This window comes from Luteolibacter yonseiensis, assembly GCF_016595465.1.
GTDB classification, from domain to species: Bacteria; Verrucomicrobiota; Verrucomicrobiia; order Verrucomicrobiales; family Akkermansiaceae; genus Luteolibacter; species Luteolibacter yonseiensis.
In genome coordinates, this window is record NZ_JAENIK010000011.1 from 737,387 (window position 1) to 759,986 (window position 22,600).

General features: G+C 60.2%; 26 protein-coding genes and 1 tRNA gene. 17 read left to right on the forward strand and 10 right to left on the reverse strand.

Annotated features, from left to right (window positions below):
- The first annotated feature begins 3 nt into the window (after nucleotides 1–3).
- From JIN84_RS12990 to JIN84_RS13040, 11 genes are all read left to right on the forward strand, one after another.
- A complete protein-coding gene (locus JIN84_RS12990; protein ID WP_200351468.1) occupies nucleotides 4–771 on the forward strand; it encodes a hypothetical protein in 768 nt (255 codons plus the stop codon).
- Nucleotides 768–1,859 carry a hypothetical protein gene (locus JIN84_RS12995; RefSeq protein ID WP_200351469.1) on the forward strand — a complete coding sequence of 364 codons (1,092 nt, stop codon included), beginning with the start codon at nucleotides 768–770 and terminating at the stop codon, nucleotides 1,857–1,859. The genes JIN84_RS12990 and JIN84_RS12995 overlap by 4 nt, the downstream gene beginning before the upstream one ends.
- Entirely contained in the window at nucleotides 1,808–3,571 is a 1,764-nt protein-coding gene (locus JIN84_RS13000; RefSeq protein WP_200351470.1) for a hypothetical protein, read from the forward strand. Before JIN84_RS12995 ends, JIN84_RS13000 begins: the two co-directional genes overlap by 52 nt.
- Entirely contained in the window at nucleotides 3,561–4,133 is a 573-nt protein-coding gene (locus JIN84_RS13005) for a DUF3431 domain-containing protein (protein ID WP_200351471.1), read from the forward strand. Before JIN84_RS13000 ends, JIN84_RS13005 begins: the two co-directional genes overlap by 11 nt.
- A 46-nt stretch (nucleotides 4,134–4,179) precedes the next feature.
- A complete protein-coding gene (locus JIN84_RS13010) occupies nucleotides 4,180–5,142 on the forward strand; it encodes a hypothetical protein (RefSeq protein WP_200351472.1) in 963 nt (320 codons plus the stop codon).
- Between the two features lie 3 nt (nucleotides 5,143–5,145).
- On the forward strand, nucleotides 5,146–5,484 hold the full coding sequence (locus JIN84_RS13015; protein ID WP_200351473.1) for a hypothetical protein: 339 nt from the start codon (nucleotides 5,146–5,148) through the stop codon (nucleotides 5,482–5,484).
- The gene (locus tag JIN84_RS13020; RefSeq protein WP_200351474.1) at nucleotides 5,481–5,780 is read left to right on the forward strand and encodes a hypothetical protein; all 300 of its coding nucleotides are present in this window, start codon (nucleotides 5,481–5,483) and stop codon (nucleotides 5,778–5,780) included. Before JIN84_RS13015 ends, JIN84_RS13020 begins: the two co-directional genes overlap by 4 nt.
- Nucleotides 5,777–7,591, forward strand: coding sequence for a beta strand repeat-containing protein (locus tag JIN84_RS13025; RefSeq protein WP_200351475.1), 1,815 nt, complete (start codon nucleotides 5,777–5,779; stop codon nucleotides 7,589–7,591). Before JIN84_RS13020 ends, JIN84_RS13025 begins: the two co-directional genes overlap by 4 nt.
- A 16-nt stretch (nucleotides 7,592–7,607) precedes the next feature.
- On the forward strand, nucleotides 7,608–7,940 hold the full coding sequence (locus tag JIN84_RS13030) for a hypothetical protein (RefSeq protein ID WP_200351476.1): 333 nt from the start codon (nucleotides 7,608–7,610) through the stop codon (nucleotides 7,938–7,940).
- Nucleotides 7,941–7,957: 17 nt separating this feature from the next.
- Complete coding sequence (locus tag JIN84_RS13035; RefSeq protein WP_200351477.1) at nucleotides 7,958–8,398, forward strand: YcbK family protein; 441 nt, start codon at nucleotides 7,958–7,960, stop codon at nucleotides 8,396–8,398.
- Between the two features lie 115 nt (nucleotides 8,399–8,513).
- Complete coding sequence (locus JIN84_RS13040; protein ID WP_200351478.1) at nucleotides 8,514–8,723, forward strand: hypothetical protein; 210 nt, start codon at nucleotides 8,514–8,516, stop codon at nucleotides 8,721–8,723.
- Between the two features lie 60 nt (nucleotides 8,724–8,783).
- On the opposite strand, the gene JIN84_RS13045 is transcribed toward JIN84_RS13040, so the two are convergent.
- Both JIN84_RS13045 and JIN84_RS13050 read right to left on the reverse strand, forming a co-directional pair.
- Nucleotides 8,784–8,873: transfer RNA gene (locus JIN84_RS13045), tRNA-Ser, on the reverse strand.
- Between the two features lie 76 nt (nucleotides 8,874–8,949).
- Nucleotides 8,950–9,480 (reverse strand): cob(I)yrinic acid a,c-diamide adenosyltransferase, encoded by a 531-nt coding sequence (locus JIN84_RS13050; protein WP_200351479.1) that lies wholly within the window; start codon nucleotides 9,478–9,480, stop codon nucleotides 8,950–8,952.
- Between the two features lie 67 nt (nucleotides 9,481–9,547).
- Here JIN84_RS13050 and JIN84_RS13055 point away from each other — a divergent pair, with 67 nt between their 5' ends.
- From JIN84_RS13055 to JIN84_RS13065, 3 genes are all read left to right on the forward strand, one after another.
- Complete coding sequence (locus tag JIN84_RS13055) at nucleotides 9,548–10,300, forward strand: 7-carboxy-7-deazaguanine synthase QueE (protein ID WP_234043454.1); 753 nt, start codon at nucleotides 9,548–9,550, stop codon at nucleotides 10,298–10,300.
- 150 nt (nucleotides 10,301–10,450) lie between these two features.
- The gene (locus JIN84_RS13060) at nucleotides 10,451–10,840 is read left to right on the forward strand and encodes a hypothetical protein (protein WP_200351481.1); all 390 of its coding nucleotides are present in this window, start codon (nucleotides 10,451–10,453) and stop codon (nucleotides 10,838–10,840) included.
- A 39-nt stretch (nucleotides 10,841–10,879) separates the two neighbouring features.
- Nucleotides 10,880–11,566, forward strand: a complete 687-nt coding sequence (locus JIN84_RS13065; protein WP_200351482.1) for an HAD family hydrolase — start codon at nucleotides 10,880–10,882, stop codon at nucleotides 11,564–11,566.
- A gap of 13 nt (nucleotides 11,567–11,579) precedes the next feature.
- Here JIN84_RS13065 and JIN84_RS23425 read toward each other — a convergent pair whose 3' ends face one another.
- The 6 genes from JIN84_RS23425 to ptsP form a co-directional block, all read right to left on the reverse strand.
- On the reverse strand, nucleotides 11,580–11,969 hold the full coding sequence (locus JIN84_RS23425; RefSeq protein ID WP_200351483.1) for an NINE protein: 390 nt from the start codon (nucleotides 11,967–11,969) through the stop codon (nucleotides 11,580–11,582).
- A 72-nt stretch (nucleotides 11,970–12,041) separates the two neighbouring features.
- Nucleotides 12,042–12,614 (reverse strand): NADPH-dependent FMN reductase, encoded by a 573-nt coding sequence (locus tag JIN84_RS13075; protein WP_345715247.1) that lies wholly within the window; start codon nucleotides 12,612–12,614, stop codon nucleotides 12,042–12,044.
- A 3-nt stretch (nucleotides 12,615–12,617) separates the two neighbouring features.
- Nucleotides 12,618–13,685, reverse strand: a complete 1,068-nt coding sequence (locus JIN84_RS13080; protein WP_200351485.1) for an alkene reductase — start codon at nucleotides 13,683–13,685, stop codon at nucleotides 12,618–12,620.
- Between the two features lie 27 nt (nucleotides 13,686–13,712).
- On the reverse strand, nucleotides 13,713–14,339 hold the full coding sequence (locus JIN84_RS13085) for a YceI family protein (RefSeq protein ID WP_200351486.1): 627 nt from the start codon (nucleotides 14,337–14,339) through the stop codon (nucleotides 13,713–13,715).
- Nucleotides 14,340–14,378: 39 nt separating this feature from the next.
- Nucleotides 14,379–15,095, reverse strand: coding sequence for a pirin family protein (locus JIN84_RS13090; protein WP_200351487.1), 717 nt, complete (start codon nucleotides 15,093–15,095; stop codon nucleotides 14,379–14,381).
- A 178-nt stretch (nucleotides 15,096–15,273) separates the two neighbouring features.
- The gene (ptsP, locus tag JIN84_RS13095; RefSeq protein WP_200351488.1) at nucleotides 15,274–17,040 is read right to left on the reverse strand and encodes a phosphoenolpyruvate--protein phosphotransferase; all 1,767 of its coding nucleotides are present in this window, start codon (nucleotides 17,038–17,040) and stop codon (nucleotides 15,274–15,276) included.
- A gap of 148 nt (nucleotides 17,041–17,188) precedes the next feature.
- Here ptsP and JIN84_RS13100 point away from each other — a divergent pair, with 148 nt between their 5' ends.
- On the forward strand, nucleotides 17,189–17,698 hold the full coding sequence (locus JIN84_RS13100; RefSeq protein WP_200351489.1) for a peroxiredoxin: 510 nt from the start codon (nucleotides 17,189–17,191) through the stop codon (nucleotides 17,696–17,698).
- Between the two features lie 30 nt (nucleotides 17,699–17,728).
- Here the strand turns inward: JIN84_RS13100 and JIN84_RS13105 are convergent, their stop codons facing one another.
- Entirely contained in the window at nucleotides 17,729–19,663 is a 1,935-nt protein-coding gene (locus tag JIN84_RS13105) for a prolyl oligopeptidase family serine peptidase (RefSeq protein ID WP_200351490.1), read from the reverse strand.
- Between the two features lie 264 nt (nucleotides 19,664–19,927).
- On the opposite strand from JIN84_RS13105, the gene JIN84_RS13110 reads away from it, so the two are divergent.
- A complete protein-coding gene (locus JIN84_RS13110) occupies nucleotides 19,928–20,824 on the forward strand; it encodes a hypothetical protein (protein ID WP_200351491.1) in 897 nt (298 codons plus the stop codon).
- A gap of 60 nt (nucleotides 20,825–20,884) precedes the next feature.
- Here the strand turns inward: JIN84_RS13110 and gmk are convergent, their stop codons facing one another.
- Nucleotides 20,885–21,481, reverse strand: coding sequence for a guanylate kinase (gene gmk, locus JIN84_RS13115; protein WP_200351492.1), 597 nt, complete (start codon nucleotides 21,479–21,481; stop codon nucleotides 20,885–20,887).
- 444 nt (nucleotides 21,482–21,925) lie between these two features.
- Between gmk and JIN84_RS13120 the strand changes: the two genes are divergently transcribed.
- A complete protein-coding gene (locus JIN84_RS13120) occupies nucleotides 21,926–22,585 on the forward strand; it encodes a helix-turn-helix transcriptional regulator (RefSeq protein ID WP_200351493.1) in 660 nt (219 codons plus the stop codon).
- Nucleotides 22,586–22,600: the final 15 nt, after the last annotated feature.

Genomic DNA, 22,600 nt, shown 5'->3' on the forward strand with positions numbered 1-22,600 from the left:
TATATGGCAGGCGAACCTATCTACAACCAGCGGCGGCAGGGTTTTCCCAAGGAATCGAGGAATGCCACGTCATATCTCACTACCATCGAGTATGTAGGATTGCATTCGGATCTTCGGTCGGCGAGTCCGCCCGTCGGATCGACATGGGGAGACTATCCGGGTATCGTGTCGGACCTTGACTTGTCGCCATTGGAAGGAACGGAATCCGCGATTCTTACCGTGGTGGTGGAGCTTAAATTTTCGAATGAAGGGCAGGGCGAGCTACAGGAATCAAACGAAGAAATTGAATGGGCAAGCGTCTCAAGGTCCATGTATGAGCACCCGGAATTTTCTATCAACGGATCCGGCAGCTACAAGCTCACCTCCGAAGACATCGCCGCCATCAAAAAATGGCAGGAGATGCCTGATGTGGCGAAAAAGAAGGATTATAAATATTACAAGGGAGACAAGCCCGGCGATGGTGAGGAGACGCTTTCGAGTCACGCCAAGATGTTCGCCCGCGGGATTGAACTTGGTGTGGAGTATTACGTTGACAAGGCCCCGGTGGCCCGCCTCACGCAGACTTATGTAAATGGTCCGGGGCCCACTTCCAAATGCGGAGAAAAGGACACTCCAAGCGTTTCTAATATCCCATCCGGCTACGAGTGGGTTCGGGAAACGGACAGTTCCGTGAGATCAGGGGAGGATCGGAAATGGACCCGCCGCCTCGAATGGATGGGAGCCGACAAGGTTCTCGTAGACGTGAAAGATATCTATTGGACCTCACCATGAAATTTCCGGAAAGAGCCCGCATCGGGATGGACCTGATAGAGAGCTTCAATCAGGTTCTCTCGTGGTGCAAGGCAACCCGCATCATCGGCGTGGCCGGCGGCCGCCTAAAGGAGACGCCGAACGGGACGATCATTGAAATTCCACAGCAGACGGTCCGTGCAGCAAGCTCGTCCGGGGGGCGGTTCATCGTCTCGCTCTCCGGGCAGGATCTCTACGTTTCGCGCGGGAGCGTTTACAGCACGGCGCAGACGGATGGCAGCATGGTGGAGCCGATCGAGCCGACCATCGATGACGTCGCACTGGTGGACGGTCCGTCATGGGACATCTCTGAAAAGCCGGATGACGTCATGCACAAGGTGTGGTGTGTGATCAACAAATACAATTACGATTCCCGCCTCGAGCTGGTCACCGACTCCCCCGACCTGGAAGATAATGAAAGCGCGGTGCACATCGCCGAGGTGACATTCAGTTCCGACGGCGACACGCGCAGCGCGGTCATTGAACAACTCTGGGCCTGTGACATCTCATGGTATCGCGGCGGGCTGGCGACCAGCAGCGGGAGCGGGAGCAACGACGCCAGCGGAAGTGATGGGAGCCACGGAAGCGGGAGCGAAGGGAGCAGTGATATTGACGAATCGTCCAATGACGCGAGTTCGGAGATGTCGAGCAGCGAGGTCAGCAGCAGCAGCGGAGGGGTGCCGTGTCCGACGATTTCCGGAGTCGAAGTGACGTTGGTAGCGGTTGATGGAGTGGAGGGCGCGGACTGCATTCCGGACAAGAACGAGAACGCCGCAGCTGATGACTTGGCATATCTTACATATAATGTGGCGGCGCTGATTACTGAGGCCCCCGAAGGATGCCGTCTCAACATGCGTGCAAGCATTGGCTCGGGAACCAGCTCAACTTATCTTGGTCGATTTTGGAGTGGTGGAGAGGCGACTGTGCGCGTCACTTTCTTGGGATTTCCTTCAACAAATTACACCGTAACCGTGAGCATCTTTCAAGCGATCGGCTTCGGAGGATGTGATCTCGGCGAATGCACTCCTGTGACAGAAGTTATAACGTCCCCACCTGGCTGCTCCGCATGATCCCCATCATCATCCCCCTTCATCCGTCCGGCGGACGTTTCGGAAAAAATGAAGAACTCCGCTACGCCCTGCGCTCGCTCGAGCGTCACTTCACCGAGCCGTTCAAGCTCGTCATCGTGGGCCGCTACCTGCCGGCGTGGCTGAAAGGCGCGGAACTAATCGAGTGCCGACATGGTTTGAAAAGCGCCTTGAAGCTCGCCGCGGAGCATTACCCCGAGGGATTTTTCTGGGTCTACGATGACAATGTCCTCCTCGCGGACAGGACCGCCGAGGAAATGAAGATCACCCCCGGGAAGCGGAAATGGGGAGATCCGGAAACCGGATGGAGCCGCGATCTTGAGAGCATCCGGACCCGGCTGGAGGGCGAGGGAATCGAGCCCATCGATTACTCCCGGCCGCATGGTCCGTACTGGTTTGACAAGGCGATGGTTGACCAGGGTTTCGAGGATTGGCCGGGAATGAAGGGGAAATTTCCGTGGGAATCGTGGATCCTGAGCAAATGGAAATGGCCGTGGATCAGCGGAGTCACCAAACAACTGTACGGCGATTTTTCGCCACCGGCGGAGCATCACGTCTATCTCAACTACAACGAGGCCGGGACCACCGTGGAACTCCGGGAATGGCTGCACGCGCGGTTTCCGCTGGCCTCCCGCTTCGAGCGCGAGGTGCCGAAGGTATCCACCAGCGGCGTGGAGGTCCACACCATCCGCTTCGGTGATGCGTGGTGGATCTCGGCTTGCGGGGACTCGCTGGACGATTGGTGCCGCCGACACGGCCACGGCCTGCGGGTGTGGGACAAGGCCGCGATCCATCCACGGTATCCCACCGCGAAATTCTGCGTGCTGGACATGCTGGAGTCGTTCCTTGCCGGCACCAATCAATGGTGTTTCTACGTGGATGCCGACGTCTATGTGACCGACGACGCGCCGACGTTTCCCGACATGCCGGGTATCCGTGGAATGGTCATCCGCCCCGACCAGCCGAGCGGGGCCACACCCGGATTCCCGAAATTCTGCGAGAAACATTTCCCGGAGCAGGCGGGCATGGCGAACGGTTGGAAATACCGCAACGCCGGCGTCTGGGTCTGCGACCGCCAGGCGGCCGCCGAGATGTTGCGTGTGGCCGAGGAACCCTACATCAACGCGTGGCAGGAACAGCACCAGTGGAACTGGTGGCTTGTCCGTGCGGCCGCCGCCGGCATGGCGGTGACCACCCTGCCGGATGAATGGAACCGCTTCGGACTGGAGCAGGGGCAGGCTCATTTCTGGCACCTCGCGGGGAAGAACAAGGCCGAGATGTTCCGGAAGGTCCGCGAATCGCTCGGCATCCTGGAACCGCTGTGTGCGACGATCGACGGCGCGGAATCGCTGGAAGCCCTGGTGGAGGCGTGCGCGATCGAGGGTGGCGACATGATGAGCATTCCCGAGGAGGAGGCGGAGTCACATCCGCGGTTGAATGCGGCCCTCACCGTAATTCCGGAAATCGACAACCTTTGCAACGGCGCCATCGGCCATCTTCTGCGGTGCCTGGAGTTCGGGAAATGGCAACGCCTCATCATCCGGAGCACGCCAGGGGCGCAGCCCGGCCGGCGGAGACCGCGCCGCACCGGTCAGCCGTTTCCGTATGACGTCGAACATGCCGGCATCCTCACCGGCAGTCCGCTCCGGAGGGTGGCATTGGATGGAAAAACCTATCTCGTGTATGAGCGTTAGACTCTGTGTGGCCACCTTCGGGGAAGATATATCTTGGGTCGCGGAAACCGGGTTCGAGGCCTGCGTTTACGACGCCACCCGCAGCCGTGCCGGCCTCATCCCGGTGAAGAACGAAGCGCGCGAGGCCTCGCAATACATCAGGCACATCGTGGAACATTATGGGGATTTCCGCGATCATGAGGTTTTCCTGCAGGGAAGCCCGAAGCCGCACAACTCCTCCATCCTCCACGCCATGAGCTTGCGGCCATGGACTGGCAAGCGGGTCCACTCGCTGGGGCGGGTGACCATGTCGTTTGATCCCAACATGGCGTTGCCTCACTATGAGCACACCATCCCGTTTGCCCGGGAAATCGGACTGCGGATGGACGAACTTCAGCCGTGGACCATCGGGGCGATGTTCGCCGCCAGCCGGGAGGCGCTGATGGATCGGCCACGGGAGTGGTGGGAAATGCTTCTGGAAAAGGCTGTGATCGAATGCGCGTGGTCGCCCTGGGTGCTGGAACGGCTTTGGCTTTCCATCATCGATCCGCGCCGGCGTGTTCCCTCCTTGACTTCCTTGTGAATTTTCACAATCTCACACGCGACTGCTGTGATAGCAGACGACGCCCATGACCTTTACGATCAACCTCGACACCCTCACGCTTGTCCGTGGTCCGCAGGACAGCAAGCCCGCCCTCATGCCGGAAGCCAAGCGGGGGGATGGAACCCCCTTCGAAGTGGTTTTCGTCCGCAACGGGATCATTGGCGAGCTCGAGGCGGATACCGTGCTCACCTTCGGTTGCAAGGCGAAGGGCAAATACGACGGTCCGGCCGTGGTGCTCGAGGATGGTTTCGTGAAATCCGGCAGCGGAGCGACGACGAAATACAGTGCGAGTCCGAGCTTCAACACCGAGGGATTGAACGACCTTTTCGCGATCGACGGTAACGATGCGAACGACGTCACCGACGTCATCTTAATGGCGGAATTTTCGTGGAAGGTCGATGATGGGGAGCCGACCAGCACGCGGACTTTTGAATTCAAGGTGAGCAACGACGTGTTGCGCGGGGATGAGACGACGCCGGCTGTTCTTCCGGATCCGGAGGAGTGGATGCCGGCCGCCATCATTCTTGACGGCCCGCCGGCGGATGGCGTTCTTGCTGCCGGATCGATCGTCCCCACCGGGGACGCCACCGGCGCGGAACTCATCGGCGGCGACATCACCTATGTCGTGGTGACCGAAGCTCTCAACGAGTTCGAAATCCAGTACCACCCTGACGAGGACATTTTCTGCGACAACATCGTTGCCGCGATCAATGGCACCGATTTCCGGAATGATCCAAACACCTCGCTGACTGCCTTCGTCGGCGTCGGTCCGAGTGTCGCCCTCACTTCGAAGATTCCCGCCGAGGCAGGGAACTCGATCCCGCTGTCTACCGACATGCCGGCCGCCCTCGACATTGATGCGATGTCCGGAGGAGTGGGCGGAACCCTCGCCACCCGGTTGGGGCAACCGGCAATTTCGAATGAGGCGGACGCCTACATGTGCGTGCGCCTTTCCCCGGTCAAGTGGGTGGGACCTCTCAATTCCTGATCGATGATTCCCGGAACCTACAACATGGATTCCTTCCTCCGGGGCGACTGGTGGGACGGCGTCCCGTCGATCCGGATCACGGTCAACGGGGAACCGCCGCTGAGTCCGATCGTCTCCGCGCGGCTGCAATTCCGGACGGGAAACCTGCTCGGATGCCAAATCGAGACCCCCACCGGGATCGTCATCGAGGACGCCGCCGGCTGGCACCTTTCCATCCCCGCGCAGGCCCTCGCTCTCCAGGCCGGCGCGTGGAACTACGACCTTGAGACCACCGACGCCGAGGACGTCGTCAGAACCTACATCAAAGGAACCATCACCGTCATCCAAGACATCACCCGATGAGCGATCCCGTCACAGTTGAAATTTCCCAGGCCCTCGACGCCTACCAACTCGCTTGCCGAGGCACGTCCGAAACTCCGCCATTCGTCGGCACCAGGGATGAGTGGTTGGCGAGTCTCAAGGCGGAGTCACCCTTCGCCACGGATGGCACCGGCCTCACTGATCCGGAGAACTGGCGGGAACTCCTCGACCTCGCCGCAATGAACGGCATCACCTCGGTAACCATCACCGCGGGCGACGAACTCGAACTGGTGAAAGACGGAGTCACCCTTTGGACACCACTCTACAGACGCGCATGAAAACCATCCTCACATTTATCCTATCCGCTTCCGCGCTGGTGGCTCAATCCACCGGTGATTTTCTTTGGCAGAAAAAGACATCCACGGGCTACACACCGGTCGCCGTCACGCCTCAGAACGGGAAAATCATCTCGTGGTCCGGCGGTAATCCGATCAGCATCGATCCGCCGAACTCCGCAATTTGGGGTAGCATCACCGGAACGCTGTCGAATCAGACGGACCTTTCCACCGCCCTCGGGCTGAAAGCCACCACGACGGCGCTGACTGCCGAGACCAGCGCGAGGACCGCCGCAGACCTACTCAAGGCTGGAATCAACGGGGAGCTGATCAGCGCGGCGAATTTCCGGAGCGCGCTCTCACTGACGACGAAGAGCGGGTTTGATGCCGCGGCGACCGATGGCGATTTCGTCTACCAGAACAGCGGGCTTGGAACCCCGACGAGCGGAGCAATCAGCATGGCGAGCGTCACCGTCACCGGCACCAAGGCGCAATTCGATACGGCCGCGACCGACGGCAACTTCGTCTGGACCGGGAGCGATGCGACCTTGAACACCCTCAAGATTACCAGCACCTCACAAAACAACTTCCTCCTGTCTCCGACTCCGGCAATGACGACGGGCGGGAGCAATACGGTTGCGGGAGTTGGCGCTGGCGCTCTTGCTGACACTGGATTCGAAAATACCTTTTACGGCTATCAGGCCGGGAGCCAGGTGAACGGCGGCGGAGGCGATCCACTGCTGTCCGGAGCGCTCAATACCTACATTGGATCTTACGCCGGGGCGAACTCGACAACCACGGTAGCCAATACCTTTGTTGGCCAAAAGGCGGGCATTTCCTCGACCACGAACGGATACAACGTGGCCGTGGGCAAATCGGCCTTCGCCAACAACTTCACCTCGAACAACGGCGTTTACATCGGAGCCGGTGCCGCAGAGTTCGCCGATCACACAGGACTCGGAAACACCGTGATAGGTCGTTCCGCCGCAAGATACATGAGCGGGACAGCGGCTTACAATACCTTCATGGGCAACGGCACCGCCGAGGGAACATCGTTAAATCCGGTCACCGGATCCAACAACTTAGGGCTCGGACGGGAGGCCCTGGTGGCTCTCCGGAGCGCGAACAACGTCACCGCTGTCGGTTCCCAGTCCATGCGGATGCTGACAACGGGGGGAAGTAATACGGCCGTGGGGTATCAGGCCTTGGACAAGCTCACGGTGAACACCGGGAACACGGCCGTCGGTGCCCAAGCCGGACTGAACATCACGGGACAGCAAAACGTCGCAATCGGTTCGGGTGCCGGCCCCACCACCGGCGCGGAATACAACGTCACGATTGGCAACGACGCCGGCAGCACCCTGACGGGTAGCAGCAATGTCCTGCTTGGCCACAAGGTCGGTGAAAACCTTCCGGCCGCCACGTTCAACTCCTTCATCGTTGGGTCGGATTCATCTCCCATTCAAACGGTGGCGTTCGGGAAGGGTCTGCAATCGGCAACGCCGGCATCCGTGAACATCAACACCACCCGAGGCCTCGGCACGAACATCGCCGGCGGCGACATGAACCTACGCCCGGGCGCGGGAACCGGAACCGGCGCGGGCGGCAAGCTCACCATTTTCACCGCCCCGGCCGGATCGAGCAGTTCGACTTTGAACGGCCTGGTGAACGCCGCGCAATTCGACGCGAGCACCACGGCCGGCGACACGCGATTCCTCCTCTACGACGTCGATTCCGGAACCCTGAAACGCGTCTCCGTCGGTGCCGCGGACTCCGGTGGCTCAGGATTCAAATTGCTCCGCATCCCCAACTGATCAGCCACCTGAAACCATGTCACGCGACGAACTCCACGCCATTGCCCAAGCCGACACCCCAGAGGGCGTCCAAGTCCCGAACACCATGCCCGGCCTGATCGCCTGGGGATTCATGCGATTCGGCACCAACGCCATGATCATGATGATTTGCTTGGGCGTCGGCGGCTATGCCCTCAAAGGCATCTACGCCGATCTCGGCAGGTCAAACATGATCGTGCTCGAGATGGTCCGCGCCCAGACCACATCCAACACCCGTCTGGAATCAACCCTCGCGGAGCTTGCCCGTCAGGTCGAGAACAACACCCGGGCCATCACCGATCTCCAACGCACCACCACCCGAAATCAATAATTCCAACCACCACTCCAATGACCGACTTCCGCACATTTCCCGAATTCTTCGAAACCCTCGACGTGAAACATTTCCGTGCCGAGGAGTTCACCGAATACTTTGCCACCCGTCGCCGGGGCGTCACAAACTCCACCCCTCCTAGGGAGATCTGGGGGAACATCACGCCAACTATCAGGATCGTGGACGCTCTCCGCGCTCACTTCGGCCGTCCCATCGTCCTGCTCTCCAGTTATCGCTCTCCGGCCTACAATGCCGCCATCGGCGATGCCGCGCCCAAGTCGTTCCATATGCAGTTCAAGGCTCTGGACATCGCGGTGAGTGGCAAGACTCCCCGCCAAGTGTTCGCGGTGCTCGACCAGTGGCGCAAGGAAGGCAAGTTCAAGGGCGGGCTCGGCCTCTACAGCACCTTTGTCCACATCGATACCCGCGGTAACAATGCCACCTGGGGCGACGTCTGACCGCCGACGCTAATTTTCCTACTCGCCCCCGGTTAACAAAAGTTAACATTTTGGGGGTTCGAAGGGCCTGAGCCACCCCTTGACGGGGGTGGCCTTTTGATGTTCATGTGAACGCATGGACATCCTAGACGCCAAGGACCCGGGGCGCGTCGCGCGGGTCCGCGAGATGCTGCTCCGCACCATCAACAGCGAAAACCCGGCGAAGAAGCACGGCAACCGCTACGACGAATGGGAGCAGCGGGTGTACGATGCCAAGGAGGAACTGGCCATCCTGGACAGCCGGCTGTGGGCTCTCGGAATCGACAACGGCGAATATCCCTATTGATCCTGCAAATCGGGGCTGTGGTATCAGCGAGGTAACACCCTCGTAACTCACTTAAAATAATGGCGGACAGGGAGGGATTCGAACCCTCGGTACGCTTTCACGCACACACGCTTTCCAAGCGTGCTCATTCGACCACTCTGACACCTGCCCTTGGAGGGCGGGACGCTAGAAAGACGGCCGCCCGTTGGCAATCCATTTTTGTGTTTTTCTCAAAATGAATTTGAAATCAGTCGTTTCCGGCGCGTGCGAGAATCCAGAGAAGGTCGGAAAGACGGTTGAAAAACAGGCGGACCACTTCCGGCACCGGCTCGCCGGATTCGTGGAGGGCGAGCACTCCGCGCTCGGCACGGCGGGCGACGGCGCGGGCGAAATCAAGGCCGGCACGGGCCATGGAGCCTTCCGCCCCGGGGATGGCCCAGCCGGTGAAACGGATGCCTTGTGCCTCGTAACGGTGGGCTTCCGCGGTGATCCAGGTGAGATCGGCATCCGCGATGGCCGCGTATTTTTTCTCAAGGTAGCGCGCCTCGTCTTCGGGTAGGTGGGCGAGCTGCCCCATCAGTCCGATGAGCAGCGATTGGAGGCGGTCGATCAATTCGATCCAACTTTCGTCGTGGGAAGCAGCGCGGGCGAGGCCGAGGGCTGCGTTCAGCTCATCCACATTTCCAAGTGCCTCGATGCGCAGGGAGGTTTTTGCGATGCGCTTTCCAAAGAGAAGATCCGTGCTGCCGGAATCCCCCCGGCCGGTGATGATGCTCATGGGAAAAGGCTAGGCCCGAGAAAAATCAATGTCCATCCGCGTTCATCCGTGCTTCCTAGGGGCGGCAATGAAACTTGCGAAGCTCGGCGACGGCCCCGAAATTTTCCACACCATCCAAGGGGAGGGGGTGAGCGTCGGCATGCCCGCGGTTTTCATCCGGGCGTCGCGCTGCAATCTCCATTGTGTCTGGTGCGACACGGACCACACGTGGAATTTCGAGGGAACCCCATGGCCGCATGAGAAGGATGAGGTTCCGGGATACGCGAAGCACCGCAAGGCGGACGTGACGTTCGAACTCACCCCGCTGGAGGCTGCCGGACGGGTGATGGCTTACAATTGCGGACGCACGGTGATCACCGGAGGGGAGCCGCTGTTGCAGGAGAACGCGTTTCTGGAAATGATCGGCCGGATCCGCATGGAAGACCCGGACCATCAGTTCGAGGTGGAGACGAATGGCACCCGTCTTCCCTCGCCGGCTTTTCATGAGGCGGTGAACCAGTTCAATGTATCGCCCAAGCTGGCGAACGCAGGGATGGCGGAGTCGCTGATAAGGAATCCGGCCGCACTGCGGTTTTTCGCCGCTTCGCCGAAGGCGTGGTTCAAATTTGTCGTGGCGGAGCCTGACGACATGCGGGAAATCGAGGCGCTGTGCGGTTCCCACGGGATTTCCCGGCACCGTGTGCTGCTGATGCCCGAGGGACGGGTTTCGGCGGAGCTGGACCGGAGTTCGGCCTGGCTGGCGGACGTCTGCCGCGATGGCGGATATCGGTTCTGCGACCGGTTGCACATCCGCATCTGGGGTGACAAGCGGGGAGTCTGAATTCGTACTTCGAGCCGGATCCCTACCCTCCGCAGGGTTTTGAAATGATTTTCGGCTGGCCCCGGCAGGCGGCCGAACCTTAATTTTTGATGAAGAAGCCGCAACTTTCTCTCGAATGCCGGGTTTTTCCGAGCGTAGAACATCCCCACCATGCACCGCGACCCCCTGCCAACCGACGATTCCTGGGAATCTGATGCCGTTTGGAAGCTGCTTGATGAGTCTCCACCGCAGGTCGCAAGTCCCCGTTTCGCGGATGATGTGGTCCGCATGGCGCGGCTCACGGCGGATGAGGTGCCTTGGTGGAAGAAACTGTTTTCTCCCGCTCCACTCGCCGGGCTGGCCGCCGCTTCAGCAGCGCTCGCCTTCGCGGTGGTGCCGCTTGTCGGACTGTTTCATGAATCCGCATCGCAGACCGTTTTTCTCGACTCGCCGCAAGCCGTTGCGATCCAGGACATCGCGGAGACCGAAACGCTCATCGCCGCAGCGGACCAGCTTGAAGATTTCAGCGACAACGAGCTTGTCAGCCTCATCGGGTTTTAAGCGCTTTCCCATCCCGCTCCCGCACGTCAGACTCGCGGCGTGAAACATGGTTTGATTTTTGATTTGGACGGGACGCTGGTGGATTCGTTGCAGGGAATCGCGGCTTCGGTAAACCATGCACTCGTAGAGGCCGGTCACGCGACGCATTCGCTTGCGGCCGTTCAAGGATTCATCGGAAACGGTGCCCGCATCCTTCTGGAGCGTGCCGCGCCGGGTGGGGCGGATGAAGCGCTGCTGCTTTCGCTGGAGGAGACATTCAAATCCCACTACGACGTGTCGTGGCCGAACGGCACCCTGCCCTACGACGGAGTCACCGCCTTGTTGGAAACCCTGCAGAGGCTCGGACATCCGCTCGCTGTTTTGTCGAACAAGCCGCACCCGTTCACCCAAACCATCGTCTCGCAGATCTTTCCCGGGATCCGCTTTGCGGAGGTCCTCGGACAGCGCGCTGGAATCCACCACAAGCCGGACCCGGCCGGAGCGTTGGAGATCGCGGAGTCATTCGGCCTCGCTCCGGCGGATTGCATCGTCATTGGCGACTCCACCATGGACATCGAGACCGCGAAGAATGCCGGCATGAAATCCATCGGAGTGACCTGGGGGTTCCAGGACCGGGCGAAGCTCATCGCCGCAGGGGCGGACGTGCTGGCTGACAACATGGACGACCTGTTGCGGTTCTGTGGCGGCGGCTTCTCATCCGCGGTGCGACAGGACAATGCGGAATGAGTTTTTCATTCCGTCATCCGGGAAGCCGGTTCAATTCATCCACCTGCTCGTTCAGCGTGCAGAAGTCATAGATATAGCCGATGCCAAGAAGGCCGCCGGTCAGGAGCCACAGGATGCCGGTGCCGATCTTTCCCATGTAAAAACGATGGATGCCGAACACTCCGAGATATGTCTGGAGGATCCACGCCAATGAATAGTCATATCTTCCGGGCTGGAACCGCGCGTCCGCCTGGCGATCCATGCCGGGAATCAGGAAGGCATCGATCAACCATCCCACGCCGAGGAGTCCGAGTGTGAAAAACCAGATCGCTCCCGATATGGGTTTTCCATAATAGAACCGGTGCGCTCCGGTGAAACCAATGATCCATAAGAGATAACCGATTACGATGCTGTGCGTCTTCACATCTGCAGTGATGATTCAAACGCGGAAATCCCGCCACAAGAATTCGTGGCGGGATTTGGAATCGGCAGGACTTCAGGACAACTTGGCGACCAATGCCGCTGCCAAGGCTTTGACCGCTGCCTGTTGGGCGGCATCTGCCAGGTTTCCGTCCGCATCGAATGCTTCGTACGCCTTTGGCACCGATACCTGGTCCGGCAGGACGGAGATATGGATGTTCTCAAGGAACGGCCTGAGCTGGGTCAGGCTGCGCGCGCCGCCATAACCGCTGGGCGAAGCGGACAGGATCGCCGCCGACTTACCCTTGAGCACCGACAGCGGTTCCTCGTCCGGGGTGTTCGCACGGGACACCCAGTCGATCGAGTTCTTCAACGCGGCGGTGATCGTGCTGTTGTATTCGGGTGACGCGATGATGAGCCCGTCGTGCTCCGCGAAGATGGCTTTCAGTTTTCGCGCATTTTCAGGCATGCCCTCCTCTGTTTCCAGGTCTTCATCGAAGAGTGGAATCCGGAAATCGCGCAGCGCGATGAGGGTGACTTCCGCTCCGGCCTCGCGTGCTCCCGCAGCGGCGATGGTGGCGAGTTTCTGGTTGTAGGATCCGGCGCGGAGGCTGCCGCCGAAGACAAGGATGCGTGGTGTGCTCATGATTTTTCAGGCTGTTGTGGTTTCAAGGGATGCGTAGTCGGTGTAACCCGCGGGACCGTCACCATAGAAGGTGGAGGGATCGGGATCGTTCAGGGGCGCGTTGCTGCGGAAACGCTCGACGAGGTCGGGATTCGCAATGGCGGTTTTTCCAAACGCCACGGCATCCGCGGTGCCGGAGCGGATCGCCTCGCGCGCGGTGTCCGCGGTGAAGCCTTCGTTCGCGATGTAAACCCCGCCGAAGGCCTGCTTGAGCGATGGTCCCAGCGCGGGCTGGGCATAGGACTCACGGGCGCAGATGAACGCGATGTTCCGTTTTCCCAATTCGGCCGCGGCATGATGGAAGACGTCGGAAATATGGGAGTCCCCCATGTCGTGCGCGTCGGCACGCGGAGCGAGATGCACGCCCACACGATCGGCTCCCCAGACGGAGATGACCGCATCCGTCACTTCGAGCAAAAAGCGCGCGCGGTTTTCGATGGAACCACCGTATCCGTCGGTGCGCTTGTTGGTGGAGTCCTGGAGGAACTGATCGATGAGATAGCCGTTCGCCCCGTGGATCTCAACCCCGTCGAAACCCGCTGCCTTGGCATTCTCCGCCGCGCGGCGGTAGTCCCCGACGATGCCGGGGATCTCCGAAATGTCCAGGGCCCGCGGCGTGACGAAGTCCTTGAGCGGACGGATGAGGCTGACATGTCCCGCCGGTGCGATGGCACTCGGCGCGACAGGCAGCTCTCCATCCAGGTAGCTTGGATCCGAAACGCGTCCGACATGCCAGAGCTGGAGCAGGATCTGGCCACCCGCCTCGTGAACGGCGCGGGTGACGAGCTTCCAGCCCTCCACTTGTTCGTCGGACCAGATGCCGGGGGTGTTGGGATAGCCGACGCCTTGCGGGCTGATGGAGGTGGCCTCCGTCAGGATCATGCCGAAGGAGCTACGCTGCACGTAGTAGTCGGCCATCATCGCGTTCGGCACCCTTCCGTCGGACGCACGGCAGCGCGTGAGCGGAGCCATCATGATCCGGTTGGGGAAGGTGAACGCCCCGGCACGGAGCGGTTGGAAAAGTGGATCGGACATATGCGGAATGCGGATCGGTTGTTTGCTTCAGGCTTCCGGCTTGGCTTCGAGCTTGAGCTCGATGACGACCTCGTCACGGATCAGGTCGTCCGCCTTGCCGGCATAGACGATGCCGAAATCCTTGCGCTTGATGTCGAACTTCGCGTCGATCTTCACCGAGCCGGAGCCTTGGCTGACCGTTGCGGGGAAGCTGATGTTCTTGGTCTGGCCGTGGAGCGTGAAGTTGCCGGAAACGGTGTAGGCGGTGTCCGAGTTTTTCTTGATCTCGGTGACGTCGAAGGTCGATTGCGGGAATTTTTCCACGTCGAAAAAGTCAGGGCTCTTGAGGTGGCCGGTGAGTTTCTCCGCATCCGAGAAGGTGGAGTTCATGTCGATGACGACCTTGTGATCGTTTCCGACAGGTGCTCCGTCCTTGATCGTGAAGTGACCGGTGAAGGCCTTGAAGCCTCCGGAATGGCTTCCGGTGACCTTGGAACCGATGAAGTTCACCTGGGATTCCGGCGTGAAGACATACTTCGTGCCGCCTGCTTCCGCAGAGGTGGATTTCTCAACGGCCGATGAGACCTTGGCGTCCGCGGTCTTGTCCGCGGGGTTTTCGCAGGAGACGAAGATGACCGGAGCTGCGAGGACGAGGGCGATGGCTTTGTATTTCATATTTTTGATTTCGGTTAGAGAATGGGAAGTTAGGCGGATTCAGCCAAGGTCAAAGAGAATCGCCTCGGAAAATCCGTTGTCGGAGGTGATTTCGAGTCCACCGGGTTCTTCGAGGGATACGGCGTCGCCGGCAACCAGGTCGACGCCGTTCACGGTGATTGCTCCCTTGGCGACGTGCAGCCACAAACCGCGTCCGGCTGCCAGCTCGTGGCGTGCCGGAACACCGGGTTTCAGCTTGAGGAGGTAGATCGAGGCATCTTGTGCGATGGTCGCGGAATTGTCGCGGCCATCCGATGAAATCACGAGTGTCTTTGCTTCATCCTCACGACCAGGAGCGGGAGTCCACTCGGTGTAGGCCGGTTCCAGTCCGCGGGTGTCGGGAGTGATCCAGATCTGCAGAAGGTGGGCGGGTTCTGTGGACGAGGGGTTGAACTCCGAATGCCTCACGCCCGATCCGGCGCGCATCAGCTGGATCTCCCCGGGCTTGAGGACCCGGCTGTTTCCCATGGAGTCCTGGTGGGCGAGATTGCCGGCCAACAGATACGAAAAGATTTCCATGTCCCGGTGCGGGTGGGTGGGGAAACCTCCGCCGGCGGCGATGCGGTCGTCATTGATGACGCGCAGCGAACGGAAGCCCATGTGGGAGGGGTCGTAGTAGTCGGCGAAGGAGAACGTGTGCCAGCTGTCAAGCCAGCCGTGGTTGGCATGTCCGCGGTCGCCGGCGCGGCGGACGATCAGATTGAGGTTTGCTGTCATGCCGTCATCATAGCGGATTCCTCCGTGCCGCATAATGCCATCTCGTCAGTCTGAGCATGCGGAATCGTATGGGCTCGAAAGCCGGAGTGAAACCACCGTCGAAGCCCACCGTTGTGGGAACGGAAACGGGGTTTTTTATTCCGGAAATCGCTCCCAACCGGCCAGGCCCCCTGCGTTGCTAATCCAGCAGATTCGCATAGTGCTTGCGGGCAAGCGACATCGACAGATCCAGGATGCCCTGGCTGCGGGGATTCCGCAGCGCTTCGTCCGCCATGGCCGCGCACTCGGCATGGCTGAGGGAGCGGATTGCCTGACCCACGCGCGGCACCTGCTGTGGTCCCACGGAAAGCTCTTCCACACCGAGCCCCAACAGAAGAGGGGTCAGGCGGATGTCTCCGGCCATCTCACCGCAGATTCCCGTCCAGATGCCGTTGTCGGTGGCGGCGTCGATGGTGCGCTTGATGAGACGGATGACCGCCGGGTGGGTGGGGCGGTAAAGCTCCGCGACGTGAGGATTCACACGGTCCGCCGCGACGGTGTATTGAATGAGGTCGTTGGTGCCGATGGAGAAGAAATCCACCTCGGGTGCGAGCAGATCCGCACAGATCGCCGCGGCGGGAACCTCGATCATGATGCCGATCGGCAGGTCGCGGTCGAAGGCGATGCCTTCTTTTTCCAATTCATCCATGCAGCGGTGCACCATTTCCTTGCTTCGCAGCACTTCCGAAAGGCCGGAAATCATCGGGAACATCACCGCGACTTTTCCAAGCGCGCTCGCCCGCAGGATCGCGCGGATCTGTTCGCGGAACATCGCGGGCCTTGCCAGCGAAACGCGGATGCCACGCCAGCCGAGGAACGGGTTCGGCTCCAGATCGGTCAGGGGTTCCACGGGCAGCTTGTCGCCGCCCGCATCCAGCGTGCGGATGATGACCGTGTGCGGCGCCATCTCGCGCGCGACTTTGGAATAAACCTCCGCCTGATGTTTTTCATCCGGCATTTCCTCGCCGTTCAGCAACAGGAACTCGGTGCGGTAGAGGCCGATGCCCTTCGCCCCGCTGTGTTTGACGGGGGCGAGCTCATCCGCAAGTTCGATGTTCGCGGAAACGGTGAGGGGGCGGCCATCCACGGTTTCCGTGGCGGCTCCGCGCATCGCATCCAGCGAATTCCGCACCTTTTCCTTCGCCAGCGTCAGATTCCTGTAGCGCTCGAGCGTGTCCTCCGAGGGATACAGGATCAGCTTGCCGGTGTAGCCGTCGAGAATGGACGGAGTCAGCGCGATGATGTCGATGACCGCGCCGTCCAGTCCGACCACCGCGGGAATGCCGAACGCGCGGGCGAGGATCGCCGTGTGCGAGTTCACGCTTCCTTGTTCGGTCGCGAAACCCAGGACATGCCGCCGGTTCATGGACGCGGTGTCGGATGGTGCCAGGTCGTAGGCGACCAGCACGTGCTGGTCTTCCGGCCCCTGGGGACGGCTGTCTCCCTCGGTGCTGAAATTCCTCAGGACACGCTGGGCGACGTCCTCGATGTCCGCCGTCCTCTCGCGCAGGTAGGGATCCGGAATGCGGCGCATGGCTTCCAGGAAATTCTGCATCACCGCGTAGAACGCGTACTCGGCATTCTGCAGACGCCGGGCGATCGCGTTCTGCACGCGGTCCACCACCGAACGGTCCTCCAGGATCATCACGTGAGCTTCGAAAATTCCGCTCTCCTTGTCACCCGACAGATCCTCCAACCGGCTTTGCAATTCGATCAACTGCCGCTTGGTCAGATCCAGGGCGTCACGGAATCTTTCCTTCTCACGCTCCACCTCTCCTTCCGGAATTTCATAAACCTCGGGAGCGGAAAATCCACGGGCGATGACGTGAACCGGAGCGATGGCAATCCCTGGAGAAGCTGGTATCCCCTGATAGATGATTTCTTGCTCGGTTCCGTTCTTCGGCATGGACTGAGCAGATCATGATTGGATCGGGGGAATGGATACAAGACGCAATTTTCCACTCCAAAATGGTGAGAATTTGGTCAGATCCGCGACTCCCCCGATCGTAGAAATCCCGGTTGCCATTCGGAAATTCCGTGTAAACTCCGGACAAATGAAAAGCATCACCCAGATTTTCAGCGCGGTCACCGCGACCATCCTCACAGGCGGCGCGCACGCCGAGCCGCTTGCCGTCGGAGCGTCCCTCCCTGTCGTGGAGCAGAAGAACCAGGACGACCAACTGGTGAAGCTGGCCGAGGCCGGAGCCAAGGGATACACGCTGGTTTATTTCTACCCGAAGGCCGACACTCCCGGCTGCACCAAGCAGGCGTGCAGTCTGCGGGATTCCTACACCGCCCTGACGGAAAAGGGCGTGAAAATCTATGGCGTCAGCACGGACAAGGTTGAGGCACAGAAGGCGTTCAAGGAAAAATACAAGCTCCCCTTCGACCTCCTTGCCGATTCGGACAGCAAGGTGGTCGACGCCTTCGGCGTGCCGAAAAACATGGGCTTTTCCAAGCGGCAGGCGTTCCTTTTCAAGGACGGAAAGCTGGTCTGGGCGGACCAGAACGCCTCCACTGAAAAGCAGGCGGAGGATGTCCTGAAATTTCTTGCAGGCAGCTGACCGCCGGTCATCCGATTGAGCCGCCCGTCGCTATTTCCACTGCTCGTTGAAGAAGCCCGCCGTTTCGATTTTTCCCGGCCAGCGCGGGCCGGGCGGGGTCGAGAGGTCGACAATGGCCCAGTCGGGGAGTTTTGGTGTTTGCAGGGCGTTGTTGCCATAGCCGTCGGCGCGGAAATCGATCCCGCTGTTCAAGACGACGTAGCGGTCCGGGTTGAGGGGATTGGGGAAAACAAGGATGGGGGCGTGATCCGCGCCATCGTATTTCCGGTCACGGAAGATGATGTTTTCCCTGGTCCAATGAAGGGGGAGTTTGGGAAGGATTTTCGCGATCACCCTGTTGGATGAAGGATCGCCCCAGAGGATGAGGTTCTTGTTGGCGATGTCATTGTCGCTGACCGCGGAGTCATCAACGACCGGCACCTCTCCCCGGAAGACATCGTGCCAGAGCTGGCGTGACGCTGCCAGTTCGTCCGATACCCATCTGCCGAGGGCCGGGGTGAAGGGTTGTCCGGTCGGTCGGACGAAAACGAAGGAGTCCATGAACGCATCATCCACCGGCCCGGTGAGGCCGGGGCGCTTGTCCGTGGCAGGGGGTGAACCAACCGTTTTCCACACTCCTTCTTCGCACACGAAATGGTGGGGCTCGGTGGAAACGGGAATGTTCGGGATGCTCCGGCCACCGATGGAGACACTTCCGAATTTCACTCCGCGGATGGTGAAGGCGGTGATGTTTTTCAGATCGAGGGAGATGTCGCCATTGGCCGAACGTCGCGCGGAAGCATCCGCGCGTTGCCAGTGTTCGCCGAGGCGGTCGATCCGGAACCAGGCGCATTCCGGATAACGGAGGGTGTAGGTCGAAAAGCGGATGGATGATGGTGAGGGTTCACGACCTTTGGCGATGGATTCTTCGAGCCGTGCGGTGAGTTCCGCCTTAGTTTCCGGGTGATACTGGTGGCCGGTTTTCGGTCCGATGAAACGCTCCAGCTTGAGATTTTCCTTGGCCATCGCGGCTTCCATCAGATCGGAGGCCTCTTTCTGTCCGTCGGTTTCCCCGGAGTAGGCGAGTGTCGGGACGTTGGAGAGATTTTGTGAAATGCCGGTCGCCTCATATTGCCGCCAGAGAGTCTGCTCCCAAGCCGGACGGGCTTCTTTCCCGGGATCGCTGGCTTTGGTGAAAATGGGGGTTTCCGCAAAACCGGCTCCCGGGGAGGCGGCGCACCAGAGGCCGGGGAAATGGGTGGCGAGGTGCCAGGTGCTGCCACCACCCATGGAGAATCCTGCGACCGCGATGCGCTGTGGATCGATCTCATACCGGGCGCGGACGGCTGCGAGCGCTTCCATCACGTCGGTTTCCCCGGCGAATTTGGTCGCATTACAAAAACGACCGTAAGGGATGACGGTGATGGTTCCTTTCGGTGTGAGCTGCGGCGGGCCACCTTCCCGCTCGGCGAGGAAGGCGAGTTCGGTGCGCTTTTCGCCCCGCCCGAGCAGCCAGACCATGAGTGGCACCGGTTTCCTGAGATCCAGATCTTCCGGAACCACCAGACCGTAGGGTTGCACGGAGTTGTCGATCTTCGAGCGATAGCCACGGACGATGAGGCCCTTCGCAGCCAGCCACGGTGATTTTTTCAAACTCAGTTGTTTGGCGCGTTCCTGTCCCTCGGAGAGCAGGTGTTTGGCAAAGGCGATCTCCTGTGGAGAATAGATCGTATTGTCCGCAAGCGACCACGCGACCGCCTTGTGGAAAATCTCCACATCCGGGAGAAGGGCGAGCAGTTCGGGATCCGGGGAAAGCTTGCGGGTGAGCTGTGTGATCTCCTTTTGCAGCGCCTCGGTTCCGGCTGTCAGTTCGGCGCGATCGGCATCCGGCAGGGTGATGCCGGCCGGAGGGATTTTCGGCGGAGTGCTCTGGGCGAAGGCTCCGGTGGTGAGAACGAGCGCGATGAAGGTGGATGGCAAGCGCATGGGGAGATGACTTACTGAGGAATGCGTGGGTAACTATCACTCCACGTTCTGGTCCCGTCCTACCCGGCCACCCGGATGAAGGCTCCATGTGTCCCGGTGCGACCTGCCAAAAAAGTCTGCTAAGAAACCGACGGGCGGCCGCATAACAACGAAGCGGCAGATCCCTTCCGTAATCCCGCCCCCACGGGAACAGCCTCATTACCTGCTAGTTCAACGTAAATCATGACAAGCCCATCGCGAACCCATCCCTCCTCTTCATTCCGCATGCATTTGATACCCCTGGCGCTGGTTGCCGCGACAGCGGTTTCCCAAGCGGCGATTCTCGTGAACGAAAGCTTCAGCGGCTACAATGTGGGGGCGATCAATGGCCAGGCCGTCTCGGGACTGGGGTTGAGCGGAAGCTGGACGGGAGGCTCGGCCCATCACAATTATCAAAGTCCGGGCTTGTCCCTCGCGGGCGTCTATTCCGCCGGAGGAAGCCTCAGGTTGGGTTCCGGCGGCAACACCACCTATAGGGCCACCGCAGCCCTGGGCCAGGCCCTGCCGGCCGACCAGCTCTATGGAAGCTATCTTTTTTCGACCACCACCCACACCTCGAACGCCAAGACACTTGGATCCTTCGCCGTCGGGGCCGCGAACAACAACACGGACAACACCGCGGCTTTCGTGTGGGCGGGCAACGGCTACAACAGTGCCGCGTCCCCTGCCTTGGAGAGCCCGGGAATCCGCGCCCAGCAAACGAACACATGGGGCACCCCCACCGTGTCGCTGACGGCCAATGAAACCTACCTCATGCTTTTCACGTTCAACGCCACCATGGGAACCACATCGGCATGGGTTTTGAATCAGGGGCAGCTGACGAACTATCTGGATTCCGACACACTCGACGCCACCGGCCTGGACGGGGCGGCGCTGGGAACCGCGGACACGGAGGTCGTCTGGAAAGGAAGCGCGACGGCGGCCGCCGCCATTGCTCCGATGTCCTACCTGCACCTGTTCGGACTTCAGAGCAACGGCACCGGAAACAACACCTTCAGTTTCACGTGGGACGAACTCCGCATTTCTGACACCAGCCTCCTTCAGGCCGCGACCATCCCCGAGCCGTCCGCGGCTGTCTTCGGTGCGATAGGGATGCTCGGTCTCTTGCGCAGACGCCGCTGATTTCCGCATGATGTCCGGCCCGTGTCTCGCGCGGCCGGAAATTCCACCGCGGAAAGGGAATCAGGAGATTCTCGACACGCGCAGCCGCTCGGCGGTGACGAGCGCTTGGAATCTGGAGTAGTCCTCCTCGCGGTCCGAGGACAGCAGACGGTAGGCGTAGCTCCGCCAGTGGCTCATTTCCTCAAGCGCGTTTGTCATGCGCAAGGCGATGGTTTCCGCGCTGTCCGTACCCCGTCCGGAGAGCCGGGCGTGGAGTTCCTCCTCGCTGGGCGGCATGACGAAAAGGTCGGTGAAGGCGTTCCGGATGTCCGGATCCTGACAGTTCCTCACCTGCTCGGCTCCCTGGATATCGATGTCCATGACCACGTCCGTACCGGCCTGGAGGTAGGAGAGAACCTCCGATTTCAAGGACCCGTAGAGATTTCCATGAACCACCGCGTGTTCCAGGAAATCGCCTGCTTCGAGGCGCTGGAAGAAATCCTCCTTGCTGAGGAAATGGTAGTCCCTGCCGTTTTCCTCACCGGGACGCGGGGGACGGGTGGTGCAGGAGATGGAGTAGTGGACTTCGCCAGACCCGGCGAGTCTCCGGCAGAGCGTGGTTTTTCCCGACCCGGAAGGGCCTGAGACAACGAGGAGGATGCCGGTGCGTGCGGACATGGGGCTAGGAGGTAGGACGAATGAAGTTCGGGAATCGAGAAGTTTATTCGGTTTTTAGGACGCTTGAAGGTGATCGATCAATAGTTCGGGGCCGGGGCATATTAAAATTTGCACGATCGGGTTTGCGGCTTTAAACCTCAGATAACCGGGCAAAATCGTTTGATTCCGGCGACAACTAGAAAATCCCACCATGAAAGTCACCCGCATAAAAAGCCTGGGAGTGAAACCAGCCGCTCTTCCGAAACCCTTTTTTCTGACTTCCTCACTTATGTCCCTGCTGAAACGGGTGGCGGAGGAAGTGGCGAAGGCTGTTCCTCAGCCCGCCCCTGAGCCGGTTCTCGTGCGGGTGAAACGTTGATTGAAATGCCCGGACAGGCCGGACTCAGGCGAGGAGGAACAGCTTCCTCGGGTGAGGATGGTTCCGGGCAAATCCAGAGGTGAACCATGCTTCTTCCGGTATTCCAAGACCTGATCAAACCGCAATGGCGTGCGGTTCTTGAAAAACTCAAGTTCTCTGGGGGACTTCCCGTCAGCGATCTGGCGCGGGCGGTGGACTCGAGCTACATGGCGGTGAAACAACACTGCGAGGAACTCACCGCCCTGGGATACCTAGATCGGTCCAGGGTTCCGCGGACGGCAGTCGGTAGGCCGGAGATTTTCTACAGCCTGAGCCTGAAATCAGACGCACTGTTTCCACAGGCGGGGTTGGGGTTCACCCTCGATTTGCTGGAGGATGCGAAGCAATTGTTGGGAGAGAGCACTCCGGACAAGCTGTTTTTCCAGCATTTCCAAAAGCTCCACGACAAATGGCTGCCCCTGCTGTCCAAGGAAGACACCTTGGTGGAAAAAGCGCTCAAACTCGCCGCGCTGAGGCAGAAAGAGGGCTGTTGCGGGCAGGGTGGGGTGGTGGATGGCGTCTTCCGCATGGAGGAACTGCACAACCCCTTGCAGCGGCTTTTTGAAAAATATCCCCGGGCGGTGGCCATGGAGCAGCGGATGATGGAGCAACTGCTGGGCGTGCGTCTGACCAGGACCGAGCTCTCCGGCGGACGCACCGGGCAGCCCAGGGTGGTTTTTGAAATATCAGTGCCGGCGGCCGACTGAGAAAAATTTTCTGAA

What these genes read in the sequence shown, in the direction of transcription:
- JIN84_RS13050 (WP_200351479.1), bottom strand. Translation starts at nt 9,480, where the DNA reads ATGAGCATCATCACCGGCCGGGGGGATTCCGGCAGCACGGATCTTCTC.
- JIN84_RS13030 (WP_200351476.1), top strand. Translation starts at nt 7,608, where the DNA reads ATGTCACGCGACGAACTCCACGCCATTGCCCAAGCCGACACCCCAGAG.
- JIN84_RS13090 (WP_200351487.1), bottom strand. Translation starts at nt 15,095, where the DNA reads ATGACAGCAAACCTCAATCTGATCGTCCGCCGCGCCGGCGACCGCGGA.
- JIN84_RS13055 (WP_234043454.1), top strand. Translation starts at nt 9,548, where the DNA reads ATGAAACTTGCGAAGCTCGGCGACGGCCCCGAAATTTTCCACACCATC.
- JIN84_RS13015 (WP_200351473.1), top strand. Translation starts at nt 5,146, where the DNA reads ATGATTCCCGGAACCTACAACATGGATTCCTTCCTCCGGGGCGACTGG.
- gmk (WP_200351492.1), bottom strand. Translation starts at nt 21,481, where the DNA reads ATGTCCGCACGCACCGGCATCCTCCTCGTTGTCTCAGGCCCTTCCGGG.
- JIN84_RS13005 (WP_200351471.1), top strand. Translation starts at nt 3,561, where the DNA reads ATGAGCGTTAGACTCTGTGTGGCCACCTTCGGGGAAGATATATCTTGG.
- JIN84_RS12995 (WP_200351469.1), top strand. Translation starts at nt 768, where the DNA reads ATGAAATTTCCGGAAAGAGCCCGCATCGGGATGGACCTGATAGAGAGC.
- JIN84_RS13040 (WP_200351478.1), top strand. Translation starts at nt 8,514, where the DNA reads ATGGACATCCTAGACGCCAAGGACCCGGGGCGCGTCGCGCGGGTCCGC.
- ptsP (WP_200351488.1), bottom strand. Translation starts at nt 17,040, where the DNA reads ATGCCGAAGAACGGAACCGAGCAAGAAATCATCTATCAGGGGATACCA.
- JIN84_RS13010 (WP_200351472.1), top strand. Translation starts at nt 4,180, where the DNA reads ATGACCTTTACGATCAACCTCGACACCCTCACGCTTGTCCGTGGTCCG.
- JIN84_RS13085 (WP_200351486.1), bottom strand. Translation starts at nt 14,339, where the DNA reads ATGAAATACAAAGCCATCGCCCTCGTCCTCGCAGCTCCGGTCATCTTC.
- JIN84_RS13080 (WP_200351485.1), bottom strand. Translation starts at nt 13,685, where the DNA reads ATGTCCGATCCACTTTTCCAACCGCTCCGTGCCGGGGCGTTCACCTTC.
- JIN84_RS13105 (WP_200351490.1), bottom strand. Translation starts at nt 19,663, where the DNA reads ATGCGCTTGCCATCCACCTTCATCGCGCTCGTTCTCACCACCGGAGCC.
- JIN84_RS13120 (WP_200351493.1), top strand. Translation starts at nt 21,926, where the DNA reads ATGCTTCTTCCGGTATTCCAAGACCTGATCAAACCGCAATGGCGTGCG.
- JIN84_RS13000 (WP_200351470.1), top strand. Translation starts at nt 1,808, where the DNA reads ATGCACTCCTGTGACAGAAGTTATAACGTCCCCACCTGGCTGCTCCGC.
- JIN84_RS13035 (WP_200351477.1), top strand. Translation starts at nt 7,958, where the DNA reads ATGACCGACTTCCGCACATTTCCCGAATTCTTCGAAACCCTCGACGTG.
- JIN84_RS13110 (WP_200351491.1), top strand. Translation starts at nt 19,928, where the DNA reads ATGCATTTGATACCCCTGGCGCTGGTTGCCGCGACAGCGGTTTCCCAA.
- JIN84_RS12990 (WP_200351468.1), top strand. Translation starts at nt 4, where the DNA reads ATGGCAGGCGAACCTATCTACAACCAGCGGCGGCAGGGTTTTCCCAAG.
- JIN84_RS13100 (WP_200351489.1), top strand. Translation starts at nt 17,189, where the DNA reads ATGAAAAGCATCACCCAGATTTTCAGCGCGGTCACCGCGACCATCCTC.
- JIN84_RS13025 (WP_200351475.1), top strand. Translation starts at nt 5,777, where the DNA reads ATGAAAACCATCCTCACATTTATCCTATCCGCTTCCGCGCTGGTGGCT.
- JIN84_RS13020 (WP_200351474.1), top strand. Translation starts at nt 5,481, where the DNA reads ATGAGCGATCCCGTCACAGTTGAAATTTCCCAGGCCCTCGACGCCTAC.
- JIN84_RS13060 (WP_200351481.1), top strand. Translation starts at nt 10,451, where the DNA reads ATGCACCGCGACCCCCTGCCAACCGACGATTCCTGGGAATCTGATGCC.